Annotated in this window: 17 protein-coding genes, 1 pseudogene and 1 CRISPR repeat array; of the genes and pseudogenes, 17 read left to right on the top strand and 1 reads right to left on the bottom strand. The window is 35.2% G+C overall.

The genetic code is table 11. The annotated features are described in order from the left end of the window. Positions 1–11 precede the first annotated feature (11 nt). The 12 genes and pseudogenes from cas5e (at position 12) to yciH (ending at position 10,744) form a co-directional block, all read left to right on the top strand. Positions 12–755: a type I-E CRISPR-associated protein Cas5/CasD gene (gene cas5e, locus ACYIAL_RS06545; RefSeq protein WP_483751263.1), complete on the top strand. Its 744-nt coding sequence runs from the start codon at positions 12–14 to the stop codon at positions 753–755. Next, complete coding sequence (cas6e, locus tag ACYIAL_RS06540) at positions 756–1,430, top strand: type I-E CRISPR-associated protein Cas6/Cse3/CasE (RefSeq protein ID WP_483751262.1); 675 nt, start codon at positions 756–758, stop codon at positions 1,428–1,430. It begins immediately after the preceding gene. A gap of 10 nt (positions 1,431–1,440) precedes the next feature. Next, a complete protein-coding gene (gene cas1e / locus ACYIAL_RS06535; RefSeq protein WP_483751261.1) occupies positions 1,441–2,358 on the top strand; it encodes a type I-E CRISPR-associated endonuclease Cas1e in 918 nt (305 codons plus the stop codon). Between the two features lie 2 nt (positions 2,359–2,360). Further along, a pseudogene (gene cas2e, locus ACYIAL_RS06530) lies at positions 2,361–2,653 on the top strand (type I-E CRISPR-associated endoribonuclease Cas2e). Positions 2,654–2,737: 84 nt separating this feature from the next. Further along, positions 2,738–3,008: a CRISPR direct-repeat array (repeat unit 27 nt; unit sequence GTGTTCCCTGTATACACAGGGATAAAC). A gap of 160 nt (positions 3,009–3,168) precedes the next feature. Next, entirely contained in the window at positions 3,169–3,468 is a 300-nt protein-coding gene (locus ACYIAL_RS06525; RefSeq protein WP_174796701.1) for a hypothetical protein, read from the top strand. Between the two features lie 629 nt (positions 3,469–4,097). After that, complete coding sequence (gene tmk, locus ACYIAL_RS06520; RefSeq protein ID WP_483751260.1) at positions 4,098–4,739, top strand: dTMP kinase; 642 nt, start codon at positions 4,098–4,100, stop codon at positions 4,737–4,739. Continuing rightward, entirely contained in the window at positions 4,736–5,731 is a 996-nt protein-coding gene (holB, locus tag ACYIAL_RS06515; protein ID WP_483751259.1) for a DNA polymerase III subunit delta', read from the top strand. Before tmk ends, holB begins: the two co-directional genes overlap by 4 nt. A 67-nt stretch (positions 5,732–5,798) precedes the next feature. After that, the gene (locus tag ACYIAL_RS06510; RefSeq protein WP_483751258.1) at positions 5,799–7,199 is read left to right on the top strand and encodes an MBOAT family O-acyltransferase; all 1,401 of its coding nucleotides are present in this window, start codon (positions 5,799–5,801) and stop codon (positions 7,197–7,199) included. Positions 7,200–7,265: 66 nt separating this feature from the next. Continuing rightward, entirely contained in the window at positions 7,266–8,507 is a 1,242-nt protein-coding gene (locus tag ACYIAL_RS06505; RefSeq protein ID WP_483751257.1) for an SGNH/GDSL hydrolase family protein, read from the top strand. After that, positions 8,500–9,675: a GDSL-type esterase/lipase family protein gene (locus ACYIAL_RS06500; RefSeq protein WP_174796696.1), complete on the top strand. Its 1,176-nt coding sequence runs from the start codon at positions 8,500–8,502 to the stop codon at positions 9,673–9,675. Before ACYIAL_RS06505 ends, ACYIAL_RS06500 begins: the two co-directional genes overlap by 8 nt. Before the next feature lie 30 nt (positions 9,676–9,705). Beyond that, positions 9,706–10,416: an orotidine-5'-phosphate decarboxylase gene (pyrF, locus tag ACYIAL_RS06495; protein ID WP_483747888.1), complete on the top strand. Its 711-nt coding sequence runs from the start codon at positions 9,706–9,708 to the stop codon at positions 10,414–10,416. Positions 10,417–10,420: 4 nt separating this feature from the next. Next, positions 10,421–10,744, top strand: a complete 324-nt coding sequence (gene yciH / locus ACYIAL_RS06490) for a stress response translation initiation inhibitor YciH (protein WP_174796751.1) — start codon at positions 10,421–10,423, stop codon at positions 10,742–10,744. Positions 10,745–10,802: 58 nt separating this feature from the next. On the opposite strand, the gene tmaR is transcribed toward yciH, so the two are convergent. Beyond that, positions 10,803–11,123 carry a PTS system regulator TmaR gene (tmaR, locus tag ACYIAL_RS06485; protein ID WP_065639049.1) on the bottom strand — a complete coding sequence of 107 codons (321 nt, stop codon included), beginning with the start codon at positions 11,121–11,123 and terminating at the stop codon, positions 10,803–10,805. Between the two features lie 1,262 nt (positions 11,124–12,385). Here tmaR and accD point away from each other — a divergent pair. The 5 genes from accD (at position 12,386) to purF (ending at position 17,239) form a co-directional block, all read left to right on the top strand. After that, on the top strand, positions 12,386–13,276 hold the full coding sequence (accD, locus tag ACYIAL_RS06480; protein ID WP_483751256.1) for an acetyl-CoA carboxylase, carboxyltransferase subunit beta: 891 nt from the start codon (positions 12,386–12,388) through the stop codon (positions 13,274–13,276). A gap of 6 nt (positions 13,277–13,282) precedes the next feature. Next, positions 13,283–14,554 carry a bifunctional tetrahydrofolate synthase/dihydrofolate synthase gene (folC, locus tag ACYIAL_RS06475; protein ID WP_483751255.1) on the top strand — a complete coding sequence of 424 codons (1,272 nt, stop codon included), beginning with the start codon at positions 13,283–13,285 and terminating at the stop codon, positions 14,552–14,554. A gap of 12 nt (positions 14,555–14,566) precedes the next feature. Further along, on the top strand, positions 14,567–15,145 hold the full coding sequence (locus ACYIAL_RS06470; protein WP_483751254.1) for an SPOR domain-containing protein: 579 nt from the start codon (positions 14,567–14,569) through the stop codon (positions 15,143–15,145). A gap of 72 nt (positions 15,146–15,217) precedes the next feature. Beyond that, the gene (locus ACYIAL_RS06465; protein ID WP_483747557.1) at positions 15,218–15,703 is read left to right on the top strand and encodes a CvpA family protein; all 486 of its coding nucleotides are present in this window, start codon (positions 15,218–15,220) and stop codon (positions 15,701–15,703) included. 18 nt (positions 15,704–15,721) lie between these two features. After that, on the top strand, positions 15,722–17,239 hold the full coding sequence (gene purF, locus ACYIAL_RS06460; RefSeq protein WP_483751253.1) for an amidophosphoribosyltransferase: 1,518 nt from the start codon (positions 15,722–15,724) through the stop codon (positions 17,237–17,239). The last annotated feature ends 34 nt before the right edge of the window (positions 17,240–17,273 follow it).

Below are 17,273 nucleotides of genomic sequence, written 5' to 3'. Positions count from 1 at the left end.
GAGCCGTCGAGATGATAAAACATCTTATCTTCCAGATTTATGCACCATTGACATCGTGGGGAGAGCATGCCATTGGCGAGGTTCGCCATAGTAATGATATTCCTTCTCGCTCGGCTTTATTAGGGCTAGTGGCGGCGGCATTAGGTATTCGGCGTGAAGACAATAAAATCGATACGTTTAATCAACACTATAATTTTGCGATACGCCCATTTAAAGCAAACAGCAGTTGGTTTAGAGATTTTCAAACTGTCCAAGTCCCCAGAGCAAATAAAAAGCAGTTATTATATACCCGTTTTGATGAAATTCGTCGCAATCCTAATGAGTTAGAAACCCTACTTTCACAGCGTGAATATTATAACGACATTTATTATCAAATTGTGATGACAGAAACCAAAGGTGCTCCCTACAGTGTGCAGCAAATACAACAAGCATTATTAACGCCAGTTTTTCCATTATATGTAGGTAGAAAAAACTCGCCATTGGCACTGCCTTTATCCCCTGTTCTCTACGAAGGAACGCTTTGTGATGCATTTATTTTTGCTGATAAACATTATCAACAATATCATCAACGCGATCCTGTCATTAGCGATTTGTTAAACAGTGTTGCTGATGAATATTATTGGGAACATAAAGATCAAGATGCCGATTTTGAAATAATAAAAATTCAGCGCCGGCAAGATCAACCAATAAACCGTAATCATTGGTATTTTGAACCACGCCTGCAATATTCAGGATATTTAAAAAGGAGCGAATAGATGTATTTTTCTCGAGTTACCCTAAAACTAGATCGCCTCCCTTATGTCATGCAGCAAAAGATGCAGTATGCTGGTCAATATGCGATTCATCAATGGTTATGGCAACTTTTTCCTAATCAAGAAAAACGGACATTTTTGTTTCGCGAAGAAGCAACAAGACAAAGTAGATACTACTATCTGTTATCTGAGGTTGCACCGATAAAAGATCATCAATTATTTATTGTTGAAACAAAACCCTATGCACCACAATTAACCATCGGTATGAATTTAATGTTTTCACTGCGCGCTAATCCTATTATTTTAAAAAATGGTAAACGCAGTGATGTGATGATGAATGCCAAATTTTTGGCAAAACAGCAAGGACTATCCTCGTCAATAGAGATAAATGGGTTACAGAATCAAGCCGCATTAAATTGGTTAGTTAATCAAGGTGAAAAAAGAGGATTTTCACTTATGCAAAATGCAGGGCAACAACCTAAATGTAATATTATTGGTTATTATCAACATCGATTTAAAAAGAAAGTAGATGCTAAACCTATTACTTTTAGTAGTGTTGATTTTCAAGGGATGTTAACGGTCACTCATCCTGAACTGTTTTTAGATACGCTCTATCAAGGAATTGGTAAAAGTAAAGGATTTGGTTGCGGATTATTCTTGATTAAACGTTATCAATAGGGAACATAACATGGTATATGTTCCGCTTAATCCCATCCCGCTCAAAAATAGAACATCAATGATATTTTTACAATATGGACAAATTGATGTGTTAGATGGTGCATTTGTACTGATTGATAAAACAGGTGTTAGAACCCATATTCCCGTTGGTTCTATTGCTTGTATTATGCTGGAACCCGGCACAAGAGTCTCTCATGCTGCTGTCAAATTAGCTGCAACGGTAGGAACATTGCTTGTTTGGGTTGGTGAAGCCGGTGTTCGAATGTATTCATCTGGACAGCCCGGCGGAGCGAGATCGGATAAGCTACTTTATCAAGCAAAATTAGCGTTAGATGATGATTTACGTTTAAAAGTCGTCAAAAGGATGTTTGAACTGCGTTTTGGCGAGCCAGCACCAACTAGACGTTCGGTTGATCAGCTTCGAGGTATAGAAGGAGCACGTGTACGCGAAACCTATTCATTATTAGCTAAACGCTATCATGTGAAATGGCATGGTCGAAAGTATGATCCTAAAGATTGGGAAAAAGGCGATAAAGTCAATCAGTGCATTAGTGCCGCAACATCTTGCTTATATGGTATCACTGAAGCTGCGATTTTGGCTGCCGGCTATGCGCCAGCGATTGGTTTTGTGCATAGCGGAAAGCCACTCTCTTTTGTTTATGACATAGCAGATATTATTAAATTTGATACGGTTGTGCCCAAAGCATTTGAAATAGCCGCTAAAAAAATCCCTGATCCTGATCGCGAAGTACGTATTGCATGCCGTGAAATTTTTAGAAGTCAAAAGACATTAGCTAAATTAATCCCACTGATTGAAGATGTCTTATCAGCCGGAGGCATTGAACCGCCATTACCACCTGACGATGTTCAGCCTCCAGCTATTCCAGAACCTAAATCGCTTGCCGATAGTGGCTTTAGGAGTCACTAATTATGAGTATGTGTGTGGTTGTGACCGAAAATGTACCACCCAGACTAAGGGGGCGTTTAGCTATTTGGTTGTTAGAAGTGAGAGCCGGGGTTTACATTGGTGATATCTCCAGACCAATTAGAGAAATGGTATGGCAACAGATAATGGAATTAGCAGAGGAAGGCAATGTAGTACTTGCTTGGGCAACGAATACCGAATCCGGATTTGACTTCCAAACTTATGGTACAAATAGAAGAGTTCCGGTAGATCTAGATGGACTACGGCTGGTCTCTTTTTTCCTGTTAAAAATCAATAACTTAAAGCTATTTAAAAATTTAAAAAATCTGGTAGAATTTTTCAGTCGATATAATTATAAATAAAACAAATAGCTATGTTTAGAGTGTTCCCTGTATACACAGGGATAAACCGTTAACATAGTCACACCATGACTCCGTAAATCCGTGTTCCCTGTATACACAGGGATAAACCACAAAATAATCGGAATACCGATCTTTGATACTCGTGTTCCCTGTATACACAGGGATAAACCGGCTTCAATGTAACCAGTTAAAACCACATCATCGTGTTCCCTGTATACACAGGGATAAACCGTTACGATCTAAATAGAGGGTTCCTTTTATTGTGTGTTCCCTGTATACACAGGGATAAACTGGAATTTTTTAAATCATTATCAAGTAATGATCGTAATACTGTTGAACAATATTTTGAAACTATCATATTCGGTAGAAACTAATTTTCTATATAACATGTATACGAGAAATTAACTATTTATTTATCAATAGTTACTTTTTTTAATATAGGGAGCTTTTTATGAAAACTACTATCGTTAAATTTGCTGTTACTTTTAAAACAAAGTCGAAGTGGAGCAAAGAAGCAAAAAAGAACAACTTAACACTAGCGAATTGGATTATTAACAAATTAAACTCAGATATTGAATTTGATTGCAATCAGGATGTATTGTTACATAACGATATTCCCGCATCTCAACGATATTTTATATCAGTCACTGTTCCAGCGGAATACAAAGGATATTGGGTTTTTTCATCTAGATCAAAGGGGAAAAAACTGAGAGTTTGGATAGTTAATAAATTGAATCATGGTATAGATTAAAGTTTGTTGGTTTTATTTTCTTCTTTTTTCGTCTTCAATGCGCTATCTAGTAGTGGATAGCGTCCACTTCTAATTAATTTATAAAAATTAAACAAAGATGTTTCAAATTTTTCATTACGTTTTAGATGGTAAAAAATATCTTGCAGAAAATAACCGCGTGTAATCAAGTTTGCAATCATTTTTCTTTATGATGTGTTCCTTGTATACACAAGGATAAACTAACTTCTATATAATTAATTAGGCTATTAAATATATATTTTATTTATCTACCCATCTATCTATCATATTTTTTACTGGCATATATAAGTCTGTTACACATAAAAAATAAATAAATCAATCAATGGTTTTATTAGGTGATTTTATTAGTTACTTCATTAAACATCTAAAATTTGGTAATAACTGTATTAATTATTTATTTAATAAAATCTTTATTATGAAAATAATAAAATAATAGTCTAACGGCATGTTTTTTGTTGTGACTTGTGCTTTGGCATTTATTGGTAATTTTTATTTATTTTGTAAAACTGAAAGTATGTATTAATAATAGCAGGCTAAAATAATGGACAAAAATAGCGTACAATAGCGCGGTATTTAACACAGGCGTATCATAAATAGATTAGGAATTTAGTATGACAGGCAAATTTATTGTCATCGAAGGGCTTGAAGGGGCGGGTAAAACAACGGCTATTAATACTGTTGCTCGCATTTTGAATCAACACGATATTGGTGATTTGCAATTTACACGTGAGCCAGGTGGAACGCCGATAGCTGAAGCATTACGTAATATTATTAAAAATGGTTTAGATAATGAGCCTTTGACAGATAAAGCCGAATTGTTAATGTTATATGCTGCACGCATTCAGTTGATTGATAATGTGATTAAACCTGCACTTAAAGCTGGTAAATGGGTGATTGGCGATCGCCATGACTTATCCACGCAAGCTTATCAAGGCGGTGGGCGACAGTTAGATAAAGTCTTTATTACGACATTAAAGGAGCAAGTATTAGGTCATTTTAAACCTGATCTTACCTTATATTTGGATATCGATCCTGAAATTGGTTTAATGCGAGCAAGATCTCGAGGTGAGCTTGATCGCATTGAGCAACAATCATTGCCATTTTTTAAACGAATTCGTCAACGCTATTTAGAACTTGCCAAGCAAGATAAAACAATTATTACTGTTGATGCGGGAAAACCAATCGACAATGTGACTAAGCAAATTGAACAAATTTTAACAACATGGTTAACAAAACAGGGTAATATTGCATGATCTTAAATGACTATCCTTGGCTTTCCTTACCTTATCAGCAATTAGCTACTGGCATTATGCATAAACGAGCTCATCATGCCTTATTAATACATTATGTTCAAGGCAGTGGTGAAGATGAGTTTGGTTCAACGCTTGTAAACCGTTTATTATGTCAATCTTCACCTCAATTGGAACCGTGCTTAAAATGCCATAGTTGTCAACTGTTTTTGTCTCACCACCATCCCGATTATTATGTAATAACCAATGAACAAGGAAAACAGTCAATAGGTATTGATCAAATACGTAATATATCAAGCAAGGTTTACGAAAAATCCCAGCAAGGTGGCAATAAAGTCATTTGGATAAAACGGGCAGCTTTAATGACCGAAGCTGCTGCCAATGCATTACTAAAAACGTTAGAAGAACCGCCAGAAAGTACCTACTTTATTTTAAGTGATGAGCATAATAGCCAATTGTTACCAACGATCCATAGTCGTTGTTTTTCTTATTTTTTACCTGTTCCTGAATTACAGCAGTCGATTGAATGGCTAAAAAGCAAACAAAATCAGCAATACAGCGATAATGAGCTTGCTTCGGCGTTATTATTGAGCGAAAATGCGCCACTAAAAGCGGCTGCACTATTAGCACCAGAAAAGTGGCAACAACGAAAAGCATTTTGTGATCATCTATTAGAACTGGTACCACAAAATAATTATTGGCAGCTAGCTAAAACTTTTGATAATGAAGACTTTATTGAACGAATTGTTTGGTTTTGTGCCTTGTTAAGCGATGCGCTGAAAGCGAAGCAAAAAGTTGGGCGTTTTATTGTGAATCGTGATCAAGTCCCATTAATTCGGCTACTTGCGACTAAAAGTAATGAAAAGATTTCTGCGCTTTATCATCTATGGTTGCAAGCAAGAAATCAGTTGTTAACGATTACTGGATTGAATAAGGAACTTATTATTTATAATGTACTTGCTCAATCCGAATTAATTAGCGAAGTAAAAAGCTAAGTCTTTTTATAAAGGGTTTTGTAAAGAAGTTTCAGGAAACCATACGTTTAAGTAAAAAAGGATCGTAGTGAGTTATTTATCTATTGAATTTGGTTTACTCTTTATCGCTTTCTTTGCCTTGTATTGGGGATGTTACCGATCGCCTAAAATACAAAATATCCTACTTTTAGTATCAAGTTATCTCATTGTTGGTAGTTATAGCTGGCAATTTGCACTTATCCTTTTTATCTATACTTGTGCGATCTATTTATTTTCAGTGATGATTGCAGCATCGAATCGGCATGCAAAGCGATGGCTATTTTTGGGGTTATGTGTATCAATCGTTAATCTTGCATTATTTAAATATTTTGATTTCTTTCGTTATGAGTTGCAAGATCTGCTTAACTTCTTCAATTTGCCTATTTTATTACCAGTTATAACCGTATTAATACCTATCGGCATCTCCTTTTATACTTTCCATTCGGTAAGTTACTTAGTTTCGGTAAAAAAGAAAGAGCTACCCGTTGCTAAATTTTGGGATTTTGCCTTATTTTTGTCTTTTTTCCCAAGTGTAATTGCCGGCCCAATTAACCGTGCTAAAGACTTTTTGCCGCAAATTAACATAACTCAGCCCCGTGAAATTTTAGAACCAATTCGTGCCTTTACGTTGCTTATCTTGGCTGTGATTAAGGTTTATTGTCTAGGCGGACTTATTAGTGAACACTGGGTTAATCCAATATTTGCCAATCCGTTAGAATTTAGTGTGATTGATTTGTTAGTGGGGCTTTATGCTTATGCAATGCAAATTTATTTAAATTTTTCGGGATATACTGATTTAGTTACAGGTATTGCGTTATTGTTAGGATTTCGCTTGCCAATTAACTTTAATTTTCCTTACTTGGCATTGAATTTAAGAGATTTTTGGGCTCGCTGGCATATTAGCTTATCACGTTGGATTCGTGACTATATTTATATTCCTCTCGGTGGTAATCGTCGTGGGTTTATACGAACTCAGATTAATGTCATGTTAGCTATGTTGCTATCAGGATTATGGCATGGTGCTGGTATTAATTTTATTATTTGGGGGGCCTGTCATGGTATTGGTACAGTGGCACTTAATATCGGCGATCGTTATTTTGGACAAGGCTGGGTAACAGCACGCTCGCCACTGGTTGCACGATTATTAACATGGCATTATATTTGTTTTACATGGCTATTTTTTAATTGTGAAAGTTTGTCTGATGCAGTTGATTATTTGACTGCATTAATGCATAACTTTCTGATAGAACCGCACTATGCAGGGGCATTTTTGGTTATTTGTTTCATCTACTTTGCCTATCCAATGTGTAAAAATTTTCCTGAGTGGTTTATTATACAGCTAACAAAAATACCGCATTGTTATTTACCAATGGTCTTTATTTTAATTTTGTGGTTAGTTATTTATATTGCACCATCAGGTATGCCAAACTTTATTTATGCTAATTTTTAATAACGCTTAATTATGATGATATATAAAAAATCGTGTTCAAAAAATAATAGAAAATCCAAATCGAATTTGAAGCGGCAACGTCATAAATCGCTAAATAAAAATACGCTTAAAAAAGATCATAAAAAAACTAACAAAGTAAGTACTTCTCCTATTCTTGCAAATAAACCTTTATCTGCTCGTTATATATTGGTGATATTGTTTGTTACCGCCATTGCATTAATAGCGATTTATTACAAATCAATATTGATTTATGGCGAGCAAGTGTATCATACCGATTTGTTTAATAGTGACACGTTAGCGATTCAAGAAACTTCAACACAAGAGCTTGAAGACAGCAAAAGTGACGAGCAAAAATATGCATCAACACACACATCAATCCCGTTTACTAGGCCGTTTGATGCTATGTTGCCTGTCACCGAAAATAAAACATCTAAATTAGCCATCACTGAGCTTGAAGATATAAAACAAAATAAAAATACTGCCGAAGTAAAAAGCGATCAAAAAGTCGATACTGAAAATAGCTTGATGGGCCCTGATTTAAAAAATTATTCTGATTTCGTCGATCACAATAAGCCCAAAGCCGAGCTAGCATTACAAGATGAACCTAAAAAAATACAAGGGGATATTGAACTACCCCATGAGCCATTACCGATTGTATTAACAAGTAATGATAAAGTGTTCTTTGCTGGTGATTCTTTAATGCAAGGCGTTGCACCATATGTTAAAAAAATGCTTTTTAAGCAATATAAAATAGAAAGCCTTGACTTAAGCAAACAGAGCACAGGACTTGCTTATCCAAGCGCTTTTGATTGGCCAAAAACAATTAATGATAATCTAATTGCCGATCCTTCAATCAAATTGCTTGTTGTTTTTCTTGGCGCTAATGATCCTTGGGATTTTCCAGTTAAAGGCTATGTCAAATATGCTAAATTTAAATCCGAATTATGGGAAGAACATTATCGTTTACGTATTGAGTCTATTTTAAATAGCGCCATTGAACATGATGTTCAAGTACTTTGGCTTGCAGCACCTTGTATGCGAAAACCAAAATTAAACAATGGGATGGTTTACCTAAATAATTTGTATGAGTCGGAGCTAGAAAAAGTTCAACAACATTTTTTAACAACAAACGAATTACTGGGTTGTACATACGAAAAATTTAGTAATTTTATAGAAACCGATAAAGCAAAAATTAAAGTAAGGGTTGATGATGGGGTCCATTTTACGTCAATAGGCCAAAAAATTTTGGCAAAGGCTATTATGGAAAAAATAATTTATAAAGAATTAGAGGATACCCATAATGATTAGATTTTTAAAATATATTACAGCCGTAATTGCCATAGCGATTACGGTTGGGTGCAGTGTGGCGGAAAGTAAAACGACCACAGTATCTACTATTATTGATTTTGGAGATCCTAACGCCAAAAAATTCGCTACGCGTTTAAAATCGCTAGCCGATAACAAAAAAACAAATCAAGTCGTCAATATTACACAATTTGGTGATTCGCATTCGGCAGCCGATTTCTTTACTGGTGAATTTAGAACATTAATGCAACAAAAATATGGTAACGCCGGTATTGGTTGGATAACGCCTGTCGCTATAAAAGGACAAAGTCATGCGGTTGTTACATGGAAATCTAGGAATTGGGATGTGCTAAGTAGCCGAACGTTAAGTAACCTGGATTTTCCTATGGGCGGCTTTATTGCAAAACCCAGTAAAGATTCGGCTACTATTCAAATTGTTCCAAGAGGATCGAATAATAAAGATTGGCAAATTAAATTAACTTTCAAGACACTTAAAAACAACTCAAGATCGCTAGCGCTTTATGATATAAATGATAAAAAAATTAATTTAAGCTATACGCCAACCCCAAATGTTTGGCAAACTGCATCGGTTGTGACTAAAATGCCTTTAGTTATAAAAGGTCAAAAAGATGTGGAGCTGGGTGGAATTTGGTTAACGCGCAATCAACAATCCGGCGTTATTGTTTCATCTATTGCTACTAATGGTGCTAAACAAACGATTTGGCAAAAGTGGGGGAAGGATTGGTTTAAAGAACTTGCTGTATCACAAAGTGATTTAGTAATTTTAGAATATGGGACAAATGAAAGTTTTGATGAAACATTAGACGCCAATCAATACCGAAAAAATTTAGTGAGTAATATCAGGTTGATTCGTAAAAATTTACCTAATGCGGCCATTTTAATAATGACGCCACCTGACACTATGGCAAATGAAAAAAATATGCCAAAGTCTTTTGCAAAAATAATGAATATTCAAAAACAAGTTGCCAAATCCGAAAAAACATTATTTTGGGATTGGCAAGTTGCGATGGGGGGTAAGTTTTCCATTAAACAGTGGCGACAACGAGGATTGGCTCGTCCTGATTTAGTGCACCAAACTTTAAAAGGCTACAAAGAAAGTGCTCGCATTTTTTATGCTGATTTAAATGAATTTATTAGAAAAAATAGCTAACAAATTTTGATTAAAAGGAATAAATGAGTTATGTCATCATCATCACCAATTATTGTTGCAGTTGATTTTGCGGATGTTAAATCAGCATGGAATTTTATTGATAAAGTTGATCCAAAAGATTGCCGTCTTAAAATCGGTAAAGAGCTTTTTACGCATGCAGGGCCTGATTTTATTAAACAGATTATGCAAAAAGGTTTTGATGTTTTTTTAGATCTTAAATTTCATGATATTCCAAATACTGTCGCAAAAGCAGTTGCCGCAGCAGCTGACCTTGGTGTTTGGATGACAAATGTTCATGCTAGCGGTGGTTCGCGAATGATGACAGCAGCTAAAGATGCGCTTTATTCGTACGGTAAAGATGCGCCAATTTTGATCGCTGTGACAGTATTAACCAGTATGGAATCAACTGATCTTCAAGACATTGGTATCAATGTATCGCCTTTAGAACAAGCGACAAGACTGGCAATACTTGCTAAAAACTGTGGGCTTGACGGTGTGGTATGTTCAGCTAAAGAAGTACAAAGTTTTAGAACACGTTTAGGCGGTGATTTTAAATTGGTCACACCAGGTATAAGACCAGCAGGTACCAATCCGGATGACCAACGTCGTATTATGACGCCTCAGCGAGCTCAGGCAGCCGGTTCTGATTATTTAGTGATTGGACGCCCGATTACGCAATCACAAGATCCGGCTAACGCGTTACAAACAATTTTAGCAACACTTGAACCAAGTAAGAGTTAATTAAATTATGTCTGGTAATCCACTTGTTTATTCAACCGATAAAGGACGAATTAAACCTACTGAACCGGTCATCTCGCGTCCTAAAGGGGATGGTATTATTCGAATTCAACGGCAAACATCAGGTCGTAAGGGCAAAGGCGTATGTGTTATTACGGGATTCGATATTGATGATGCCCAATTATCACAATTAGCCGCAGAATTAAAAAAACGCTGTGGATGTGGTGGTTCGCTTAAAGATGGCAATATTGAAATTCAAGGTGATAAACGCGATTTATTAAAGTCATTGCTAGAAGGTAAAGGATTTAAAGTAAAACTAGCTGGCGGATGATTTAGTTATAAAAATAGCGCCCATAATAAAATGGACGCTATTTATAAAATAATCAATGTTAATTAGATCGATAACTACGCATTTTTTTGCTAATTTCGCGGCGCTCTTTAGATATTTCCGCGTTTTTGATAATATAATCATCAACACGATCATCATAATCACTTTTCATATTCGCAATAATCGCTTGAAGCTCTTCGTAAGTCATATCTGGTTTAATATATTCACTTAAGTTTTCAAGTAAGAGTACGCGTTTTTGGTTATCACGAATTTTTTTCTCATTATCCGATATTTCACGCTTTAATTTATTTAAACGACGTGATAGACGAATATATTCTAATACATCTTGAAATGATGATGCGCTTGCTTTTTCCTTGTCCATCTATAACCCCTTATCTCAAAAATGGAAAATAAACTTTCACCAATTATATACTAATAATTTTTGTAGGTCATATTAATTATATTTTAAACATAGATGATATGTAGGAATTGCTCGCATTGTTGTAATTTGAGAAACTACGATAATGGATAAACATAAAAAAACAAAACAACGCTTTCTCACAGATAAGCGATATTTCGCTTACGTCATAAAGAAAAATCACCGTGCCTAATTTGGCAAAACGCTTTATGGTCATTCATCTGACTATTTATAATATGCCAAAGAAAGGTCAATTGAAGCTGTTCATTTCCTTATCTAGTAAGAAAGAACGTTATAAAACTGTCAATTATGGTATTACATGTCTGCAAATAAATTAAGACAGTAAGTTAAATATTCTCTTTTTAGATTTTTGTAAAAAATATTCAGGATTCTATACCGTTTCGCGATTAATTGAGGTTGCACAGTATTTATTAAATCGAGTAATAACCAGTGTATCAATCAAATATTCATGAAACCGTTTGCCCTTAAATCAATGGAAAAGCTGAAAGAGATAGGTAATTGAGTGAAGATGTGATGTTCACTTTTCAGGTTATATTTTGTAAAAAATATTCAGGATTCTATACCGTTTCGCGATTAATTGAGGTTGCACAGTATTTATTAAATCGAGTAATAACCTGCGTATCAATCAAATATTCATGAAACCGTTTGCCCTTAAATGGATAGAAAATCTGAAAGAGATAGGTAATTGAGTGAAGATGTGATGTTCAATTTTCAGGTTATATTTTTGTAAAAAATATTCAGGATTCTATACCGTTTCGTGATTAATTGAGGCTTTATGGTATTTATTAAATTGAGTGATAACCAGCGTATCAATCAAACATTCACGAAACCGTTTGCCTTTAAATGAATGGAAAAGCGGAAAAACACCTCCTCTCATGGCGATGTGGCATAATCAGTAAATATTTGAAGATTCTAAAGATAGAAAACAAAAATTTAATCGATTTATTCACTTTTATAATACGATTAAACCGCATAAAGCGATTTGCTGCAGATGATATTTTACGTATCAGCTATGTTGTGCATGAATTGTTTTAAATTTGGTCTTAAAAGCAGAGATTACCTTCAAATTTTTTATTTAAATATTCTTTCCTCTGCAAAATTGATTTACAAAATAAGATAAAAATAAAAACAACTATTAAGAATTAGTGCAAAGTATTGTACAATAGCTCCAAATTTGTAAAGAGTGCCAGAATGAGAGATTCATAATGAGCTGGATTGAAAAAATTCTTAGTAAAAATAATATATCGTCGGATCATAAAAAGGCGAATATTCCAGGCGGTGTTTGGACTAAATGTAGTAACTGTGAACAAGTCATTTATCAAGCTGAACTTGATCTTAATTTGGAAGTTTGTCCAAAATGCGATCACCATATGCATATTCCTGCCCGTGTGCGTTTATATCGTTTTTTAGACGAGGGGTCGGATGTCGAAATCGGTACCGATCTTATGCCTAAAGATATCTTAAAATTTAAAGATACTAAAAAATATAAAGATCGTTTAACTGCCGCACAAAAAGAGACTCACGAAAAAGAAGCGATGGTTGTAATGAAGGGAACATTGTTTGGCGTTCCTGTCGTGGTAGCTTGTTTTGAGTTTGCGTTTATTGGTGGATCAATGTCTTCTGTTGTTGGTGCATTATTCACTCGTGCTGCAGAGCAAGCCATTGCAGATAAATGCCCTTTAATTTGTTTTTCAACAAGTGGTGGGGCGCGCATGCAAGAAGCGCTATTTTCATTAATGCAAATGGCAAAAACCAGTGCTATTCTTGCTAAAATGCAAGATGAAGGTTTACCTTATATTTCAGTAATGACCGATCCTACAATGGGAGGGGTATCAGCAAGTTTGGCAATGCTGGGGGATATTAATATAGCTGAACCTAAAGCACTAATTGGTTTTGCTGGGCCGCGAGTGATTCAACAAACTGTTCGTGAAATATTGCCGGAAGGGTTTCAACGTAGTGAGTTTTTACTTGAAAAAGGTGCAATAGATATGATTATTCATCGTAAAGATATGCGATCTAAAATTGCAAGTTTAATCACAAAATTAATGAAACTACCTGATCCTTTTAATAATGTTGCTCTTAACGAGACCGTTTGATTGAGTATGCAAAACAAACAGCCGAATGCCATGTCAGATCTAAAGACATGGCTTTGTTATTTAGAGCAATTACATCCCACAACCATTGACTTAGGCTTAGAACGCGTAAGGACGGTAGCTCAGCATCTTAATTTATTACAACCAGCACCATATGTGTTTACTGTTGCTGGCACCAATGGTAAAGGAACAACTTGCCGAACACTTGAAATGATATTGCTTGAGGCAAACTTACAAGTTGGTGTTTATAGTTCTCCTCATTTATTACGTTTTACTGAACGAGTACGCATTAACAATCAAGAATCAAGTGAACAAGAGACAGTAAAAGCCTTTGTCGAAATAGAAAAGGCCAGAGGTGATATATCACTGACTTATTTCGAATATGCAACCCTTGCTGCGCTTTATCAATTTAAACAAACAAAATTAGATGTTGTGATATTAGAAGTTGGTCTTGGCGGGCGGCTTGATGCAACCAATATTGTTGATGCCGACATTGCTATCGTGACAACTATTGGTATCGATCATGTTGATTATTTAGGTGATACTCGTGAGAGCATCGGGCGTGAAAAAGCAGGTATTTTTAAAACTAAAAGTATTGCTATTGTTGGTGAACCAGAAATGCCCAAATCCATTTTAAAAGTGGCTAACTCAGTCAAAATCCCGCTTTATGTGGTAAATTGTGACTGGTATTATCAACAAGTTAACAAAGATTCATGGTCGTTTAAATCGCCAATAAAACAATATAACCGCTTACCTATTACCAATGTTCCCTTAGCGAATGCTGCAACTGCAATTGCCGCCTTAAGTTATTCATCACTTAAAATAACACAAGACGAAATAACTAAAGGGCTGGCAAAATCTAATTTAACAGGCCGTTTTCAAATTATTCAAAGATCACCACTTGTGATCCTCGATGTAGCACATAATCCACACGCAGCAGTTTATTTAACTCAACAATTAGAAAAACTAAAAGCCGAATATTTAAATGTTGGTAAAGTTAGATTTGTTGTTGGTATGCTTAAGGATAAAGATATTAAAAGTACTTTATCCATTTTAAAAGGTGACAAGTGGTATTGTGCTTCTCTTTATGGTGAGCGAGGTTGTCGTGCCGAGTTGTTAAAACAACACTTGTTAAATAAAGGTGAGCTTGATGTATCAACATTTGATACAGTATCTAAAGCTTATCAAAAGGCAATACAAGAGGCTAAAGAAGAAGATATTATTGTGGTATGTGGCTCATTTCATACTGTATCTGATGTTTTAGCTGAAATTGAGCGTTAAGCGAAATTAATCATGGCGAACAATCAACAAATTAATTCAAAAAAACAAAATAGAGTAAGAAATCGGCTGGTAGGTTTTGCTACATTATTGCTTATTATCGCAGCAATTGCTCCATGGATAATAACGGACAAATCCAACTTGCGCACTTCAACAACGCCTATTTTTCAGGCTGAAAGTGTGACTCAACAAAATCAGAACGAAGCACCATTCAATGTTGTTGATGACGAGACCAATAATGTATCTGAAGTTCCTTACATACCTGATTCAGAGCAAAATGCAAATACATTAGTTTTAGCTGACATTGATGATGATGTTGATACCTCAACAACAATAAAACCTGCAACATCACAACAAGAAACTAAACCTTATATGATTCAGCTTACAGCATTAAAAAATAAGCAAAAAATAGAAGAGTTAGTTGCGTTGTTAAGGTTAAATAATTATAGCGTTAGAACTCTACCTCAAAATCCAGAACCTAATCAGTTAATTAAGTTACAGGTTGGTCCTTATGCTAAAAAAGAGCAAGCAGAACAAGTCATTATTAACTTAAATAACCTAACAAAATTGCAAGGTATTATTGTTGCTAATTAATCGCTGTTCTATTTGTGTTGCAAACAATAATTAAAATAAAACATTTTTAATATAAAATTATGAGTTATTATGATGAATTGGGTTGATTTTACTATTATTGGTGTGATTGCTTTTTCTGCATTAATTAGCATCGTACGAGGTTTTGTGCGAGAAGCATTATCACTCATTAGCTGGATTTTAGCTTTTTTTATTTCCAGCCGATTTTATATCTATATTACTGATTATTTAACTTATTTTGATAGCGATGTGATACGCATTGCTGTTGCGATTGTTATTCTTTTTGTTGCTACATTATTAGTTTGTGCAATTGTGTCTTATATTATTGGTCAATTAATCCAAAAAACAGGATTATCAGGTACTGATCGTATATTAGGTGTCTGTTTTGGCGTGCTACGTGGAATTTTAGTTGTTGCGGCAGTCCTTTTTTTGGTTGATACCTTTACGCCGTTATCTCAATCATCGTATTGGAATCAATCACAGCTAATTCCACATTTTCATTTTATCATTCGTTGGTTTTTCGATTTTATACAACAGTCTTCTTCGTTTTTAGTCCGGTAAATTTGAGGTAACCATAGTATGTGTGGTGTTGTGGGTATTGTAGGATGTAGTGCTGTTAATCAATCTATTTATGATGCGTTGACTGTTTTGCAACATCGAGGGCAAGATGCAGCAGGAATCGTAACTATTGATAATCAAAATCGCTTTCGTTTACGCAAGGCGAATGGTTTGGTCAAAGATGTGTTTCAAGAACATCATATGCAACGGTTGCAAGGTCATTTGGGGATAGGACATATTCGTTATCCAACAGCCGGTAGCTCTAGCCCATCCGAAGCACAACCCTTTTATGTTAATTCACCTTATGGTATTGCGCTTGCTCATAATGGAAATCTAACCAATACAGATGAGCTACGTAATAAAGTATTTGAACTTGCAAGGCGCCATATTAATACAAATTCCGACTCAGAGGTATTACTCAATATATTTGCCCATGAACTTGATAAGTTCCCCGACTATCCATTAACTGCCGATAATATTTTTACTGCCATACATAATGTTCATAACATCATTAAAGGCGCATATGCTTGTGTAGCAATGATTATTGGGCATGGTCTTGTCGCCTTTCGTGACCCTTATGGAATTCGTCCGTTAGTCATTGGTAAAAGAGTGCTTGATAATCAGAAAATTGAGTACATGGTTGCATCTGAAAGCGTAGCTTTAGATATTCTTGATTTTGAGTTTATGCGTGATGTCCAGCCGGGCGAAGCAATTTATATTACTCAAGAAGGGCGACTATATTCTCAGCAGTGTTCAGATAATCCGCAATATTACCCATGTATTTTTGAGTATGTTTATTTTGCAAGACCAGATTCATTGATGAATGGCGTATCGGTTTATCAATCACGAATTTTAATGGGGCAAAAACTGGGGCAAAAAATAGCAAAAGAGTGGAAAAATATTGATATTGATGTTGTTATTCCTATTCCTGAAACATCATGTGATGCTGCGCTTGAAATTGCCCGTATTTTAAACAAACCTTATCGGCAAGGATTTGTTAAAAATCGCTATGTTGGCCGCACGTTTATCATGCCGGGGCAAAGAGCACGGAAATTGTCAGTAAGAAGAAAGCTCAATGCTAACCGCATTGAATTTGAAGGTAAAAATGTCTTATTAGTTGATGATTCCATAGTGCGAGGCACAACCTCAAAAGAAATTCTTGACATGGTGCGTTCAGTTGGTGCCAAAAAAGTCTATTTAGCGTCTGCAGCACCAGAAATTAGACATCCAAACGTTTATGGGATCGATATGCCTGTTGCCAGTGAACTTATTGCTTATAACCGAACGGTTGATGAAATCGCTAAAGATATTGGCGCTGATAAGCTTATTTTTCAAGACTTATCTGATTTGGTTTATTCAATCACAGCGCAAAATCCAAACATACATCATTTAGAATGTTCTGTTTTTGATGGCAAATATGTTACTGAAGGGATTGATAATAGCTATTTATCATTATTAGAGCAAAAGAGAAGTGACAACAAAAGATCTCCAACTTGTAAAGAGTCAGAAAACCTAGAGCTTTACAATGAAGAGCAATAAACGACAATAATTATTGTAAATGACAAAAATATTA

The sequence above is a fragment of the Gilliamella sp. X-57 genome (genome assembly GCF_057063565.1).
The sequence above is the reverse complement of the archived record's forward strand: the minus strand, read 5'-3'. Positions and strand labels throughout refer to the sequence as shown.

What these genes read in the sequence shown, in the direction of transcription:
- folC (WP_483751255.1), top strand. Translation starts at nt 13,283, where the DNA reads ATGCAAAACAAACAGCCGAATGCCATGTCAGATCTAAAGACATGGCTT.
- ACYIAL_RS06470 (WP_483751254.1), top strand. Translation starts at nt 14,567, where the DNA reads ATGGCGAACAATCAACAAATTAATTCAAAAAAACAAAATAGAGTAAGA.
- purF (WP_483751253.1), top strand. Translation starts at nt 15,722, where the DNA reads ATGTGTGGTGTTGTGGGTATTGTAGGATGTAGTGCTGTTAATCAATCT.
- cas1e (WP_483751261.1), top strand. Translation starts at nt 1,441, where the DNA reads ATGGTATATGTTCCGCTTAATCCCATCCCGCTCAAAAATAGAACATCA.
- tmaR (WP_065639049.1), bottom strand. Translation starts at nt 11,123, where the DNA reads ATGGACAAGGAAAAAGCAAGCGCATCATCATTTCAAGATGTATTAGAA.
- cas6e (WP_483751262.1), top strand. Translation starts at nt 756, where the DNA reads ATGTATTTTTCTCGAGTTACCCTAAAACTAGATCGCCTCCCTTATGTC.
- ACYIAL_RS06465 (WP_483747557.1), top strand. Translation starts at nt 15,218, where the DNA reads ATGAATTGGGTTGATTTTACTATTATTGGTGTGATTGCTTTTTCTGCA.
- cas5e (WP_483751263.1), top strand. Translation starts at nt 12, where the DNA reads ATGATAAAACATCTTATCTTCCAGATTTATGCACCATTGACATCGTGG.
- ACYIAL_RS06500 (WP_174796696.1), top strand. Translation starts at nt 8,500, where the DNA reads ATGATTAGATTTTTAAAATATATTACAGCCGTAATTGCCATAGCGATT.
- holB (WP_483751259.1), top strand. Translation starts at nt 4,736, where the DNA reads ATGATCTTAAATGACTATCCTTGGCTTTCCTTACCTTATCAGCAATTA.
- pyrF (WP_483747888.1), top strand. Translation starts at nt 9,706, where the DNA reads ATGTCATCATCATCACCAATTATTGTTGCAGTTGATTTTGCGGATGTT.
- tmk (WP_483751260.1), top strand. Translation starts at nt 4,098, where the DNA reads ATGACAGGCAAATTTATTGTCATCGAAGGGCTTGAAGGGGCGGGTAAA.
- accD (WP_483751256.1), top strand. Translation starts at nt 12,386, where the DNA reads ATGAGCTGGATTGAAAAAATTCTTAGTAAAAATAATATATCGTCGGAT.
- ACYIAL_RS06525 (WP_174796701.1), top strand. Translation starts at nt 3,169, where the DNA reads ATGAAAACTACTATCGTTAAATTTGCTGTTACTTTTAAAACAAAGTCG.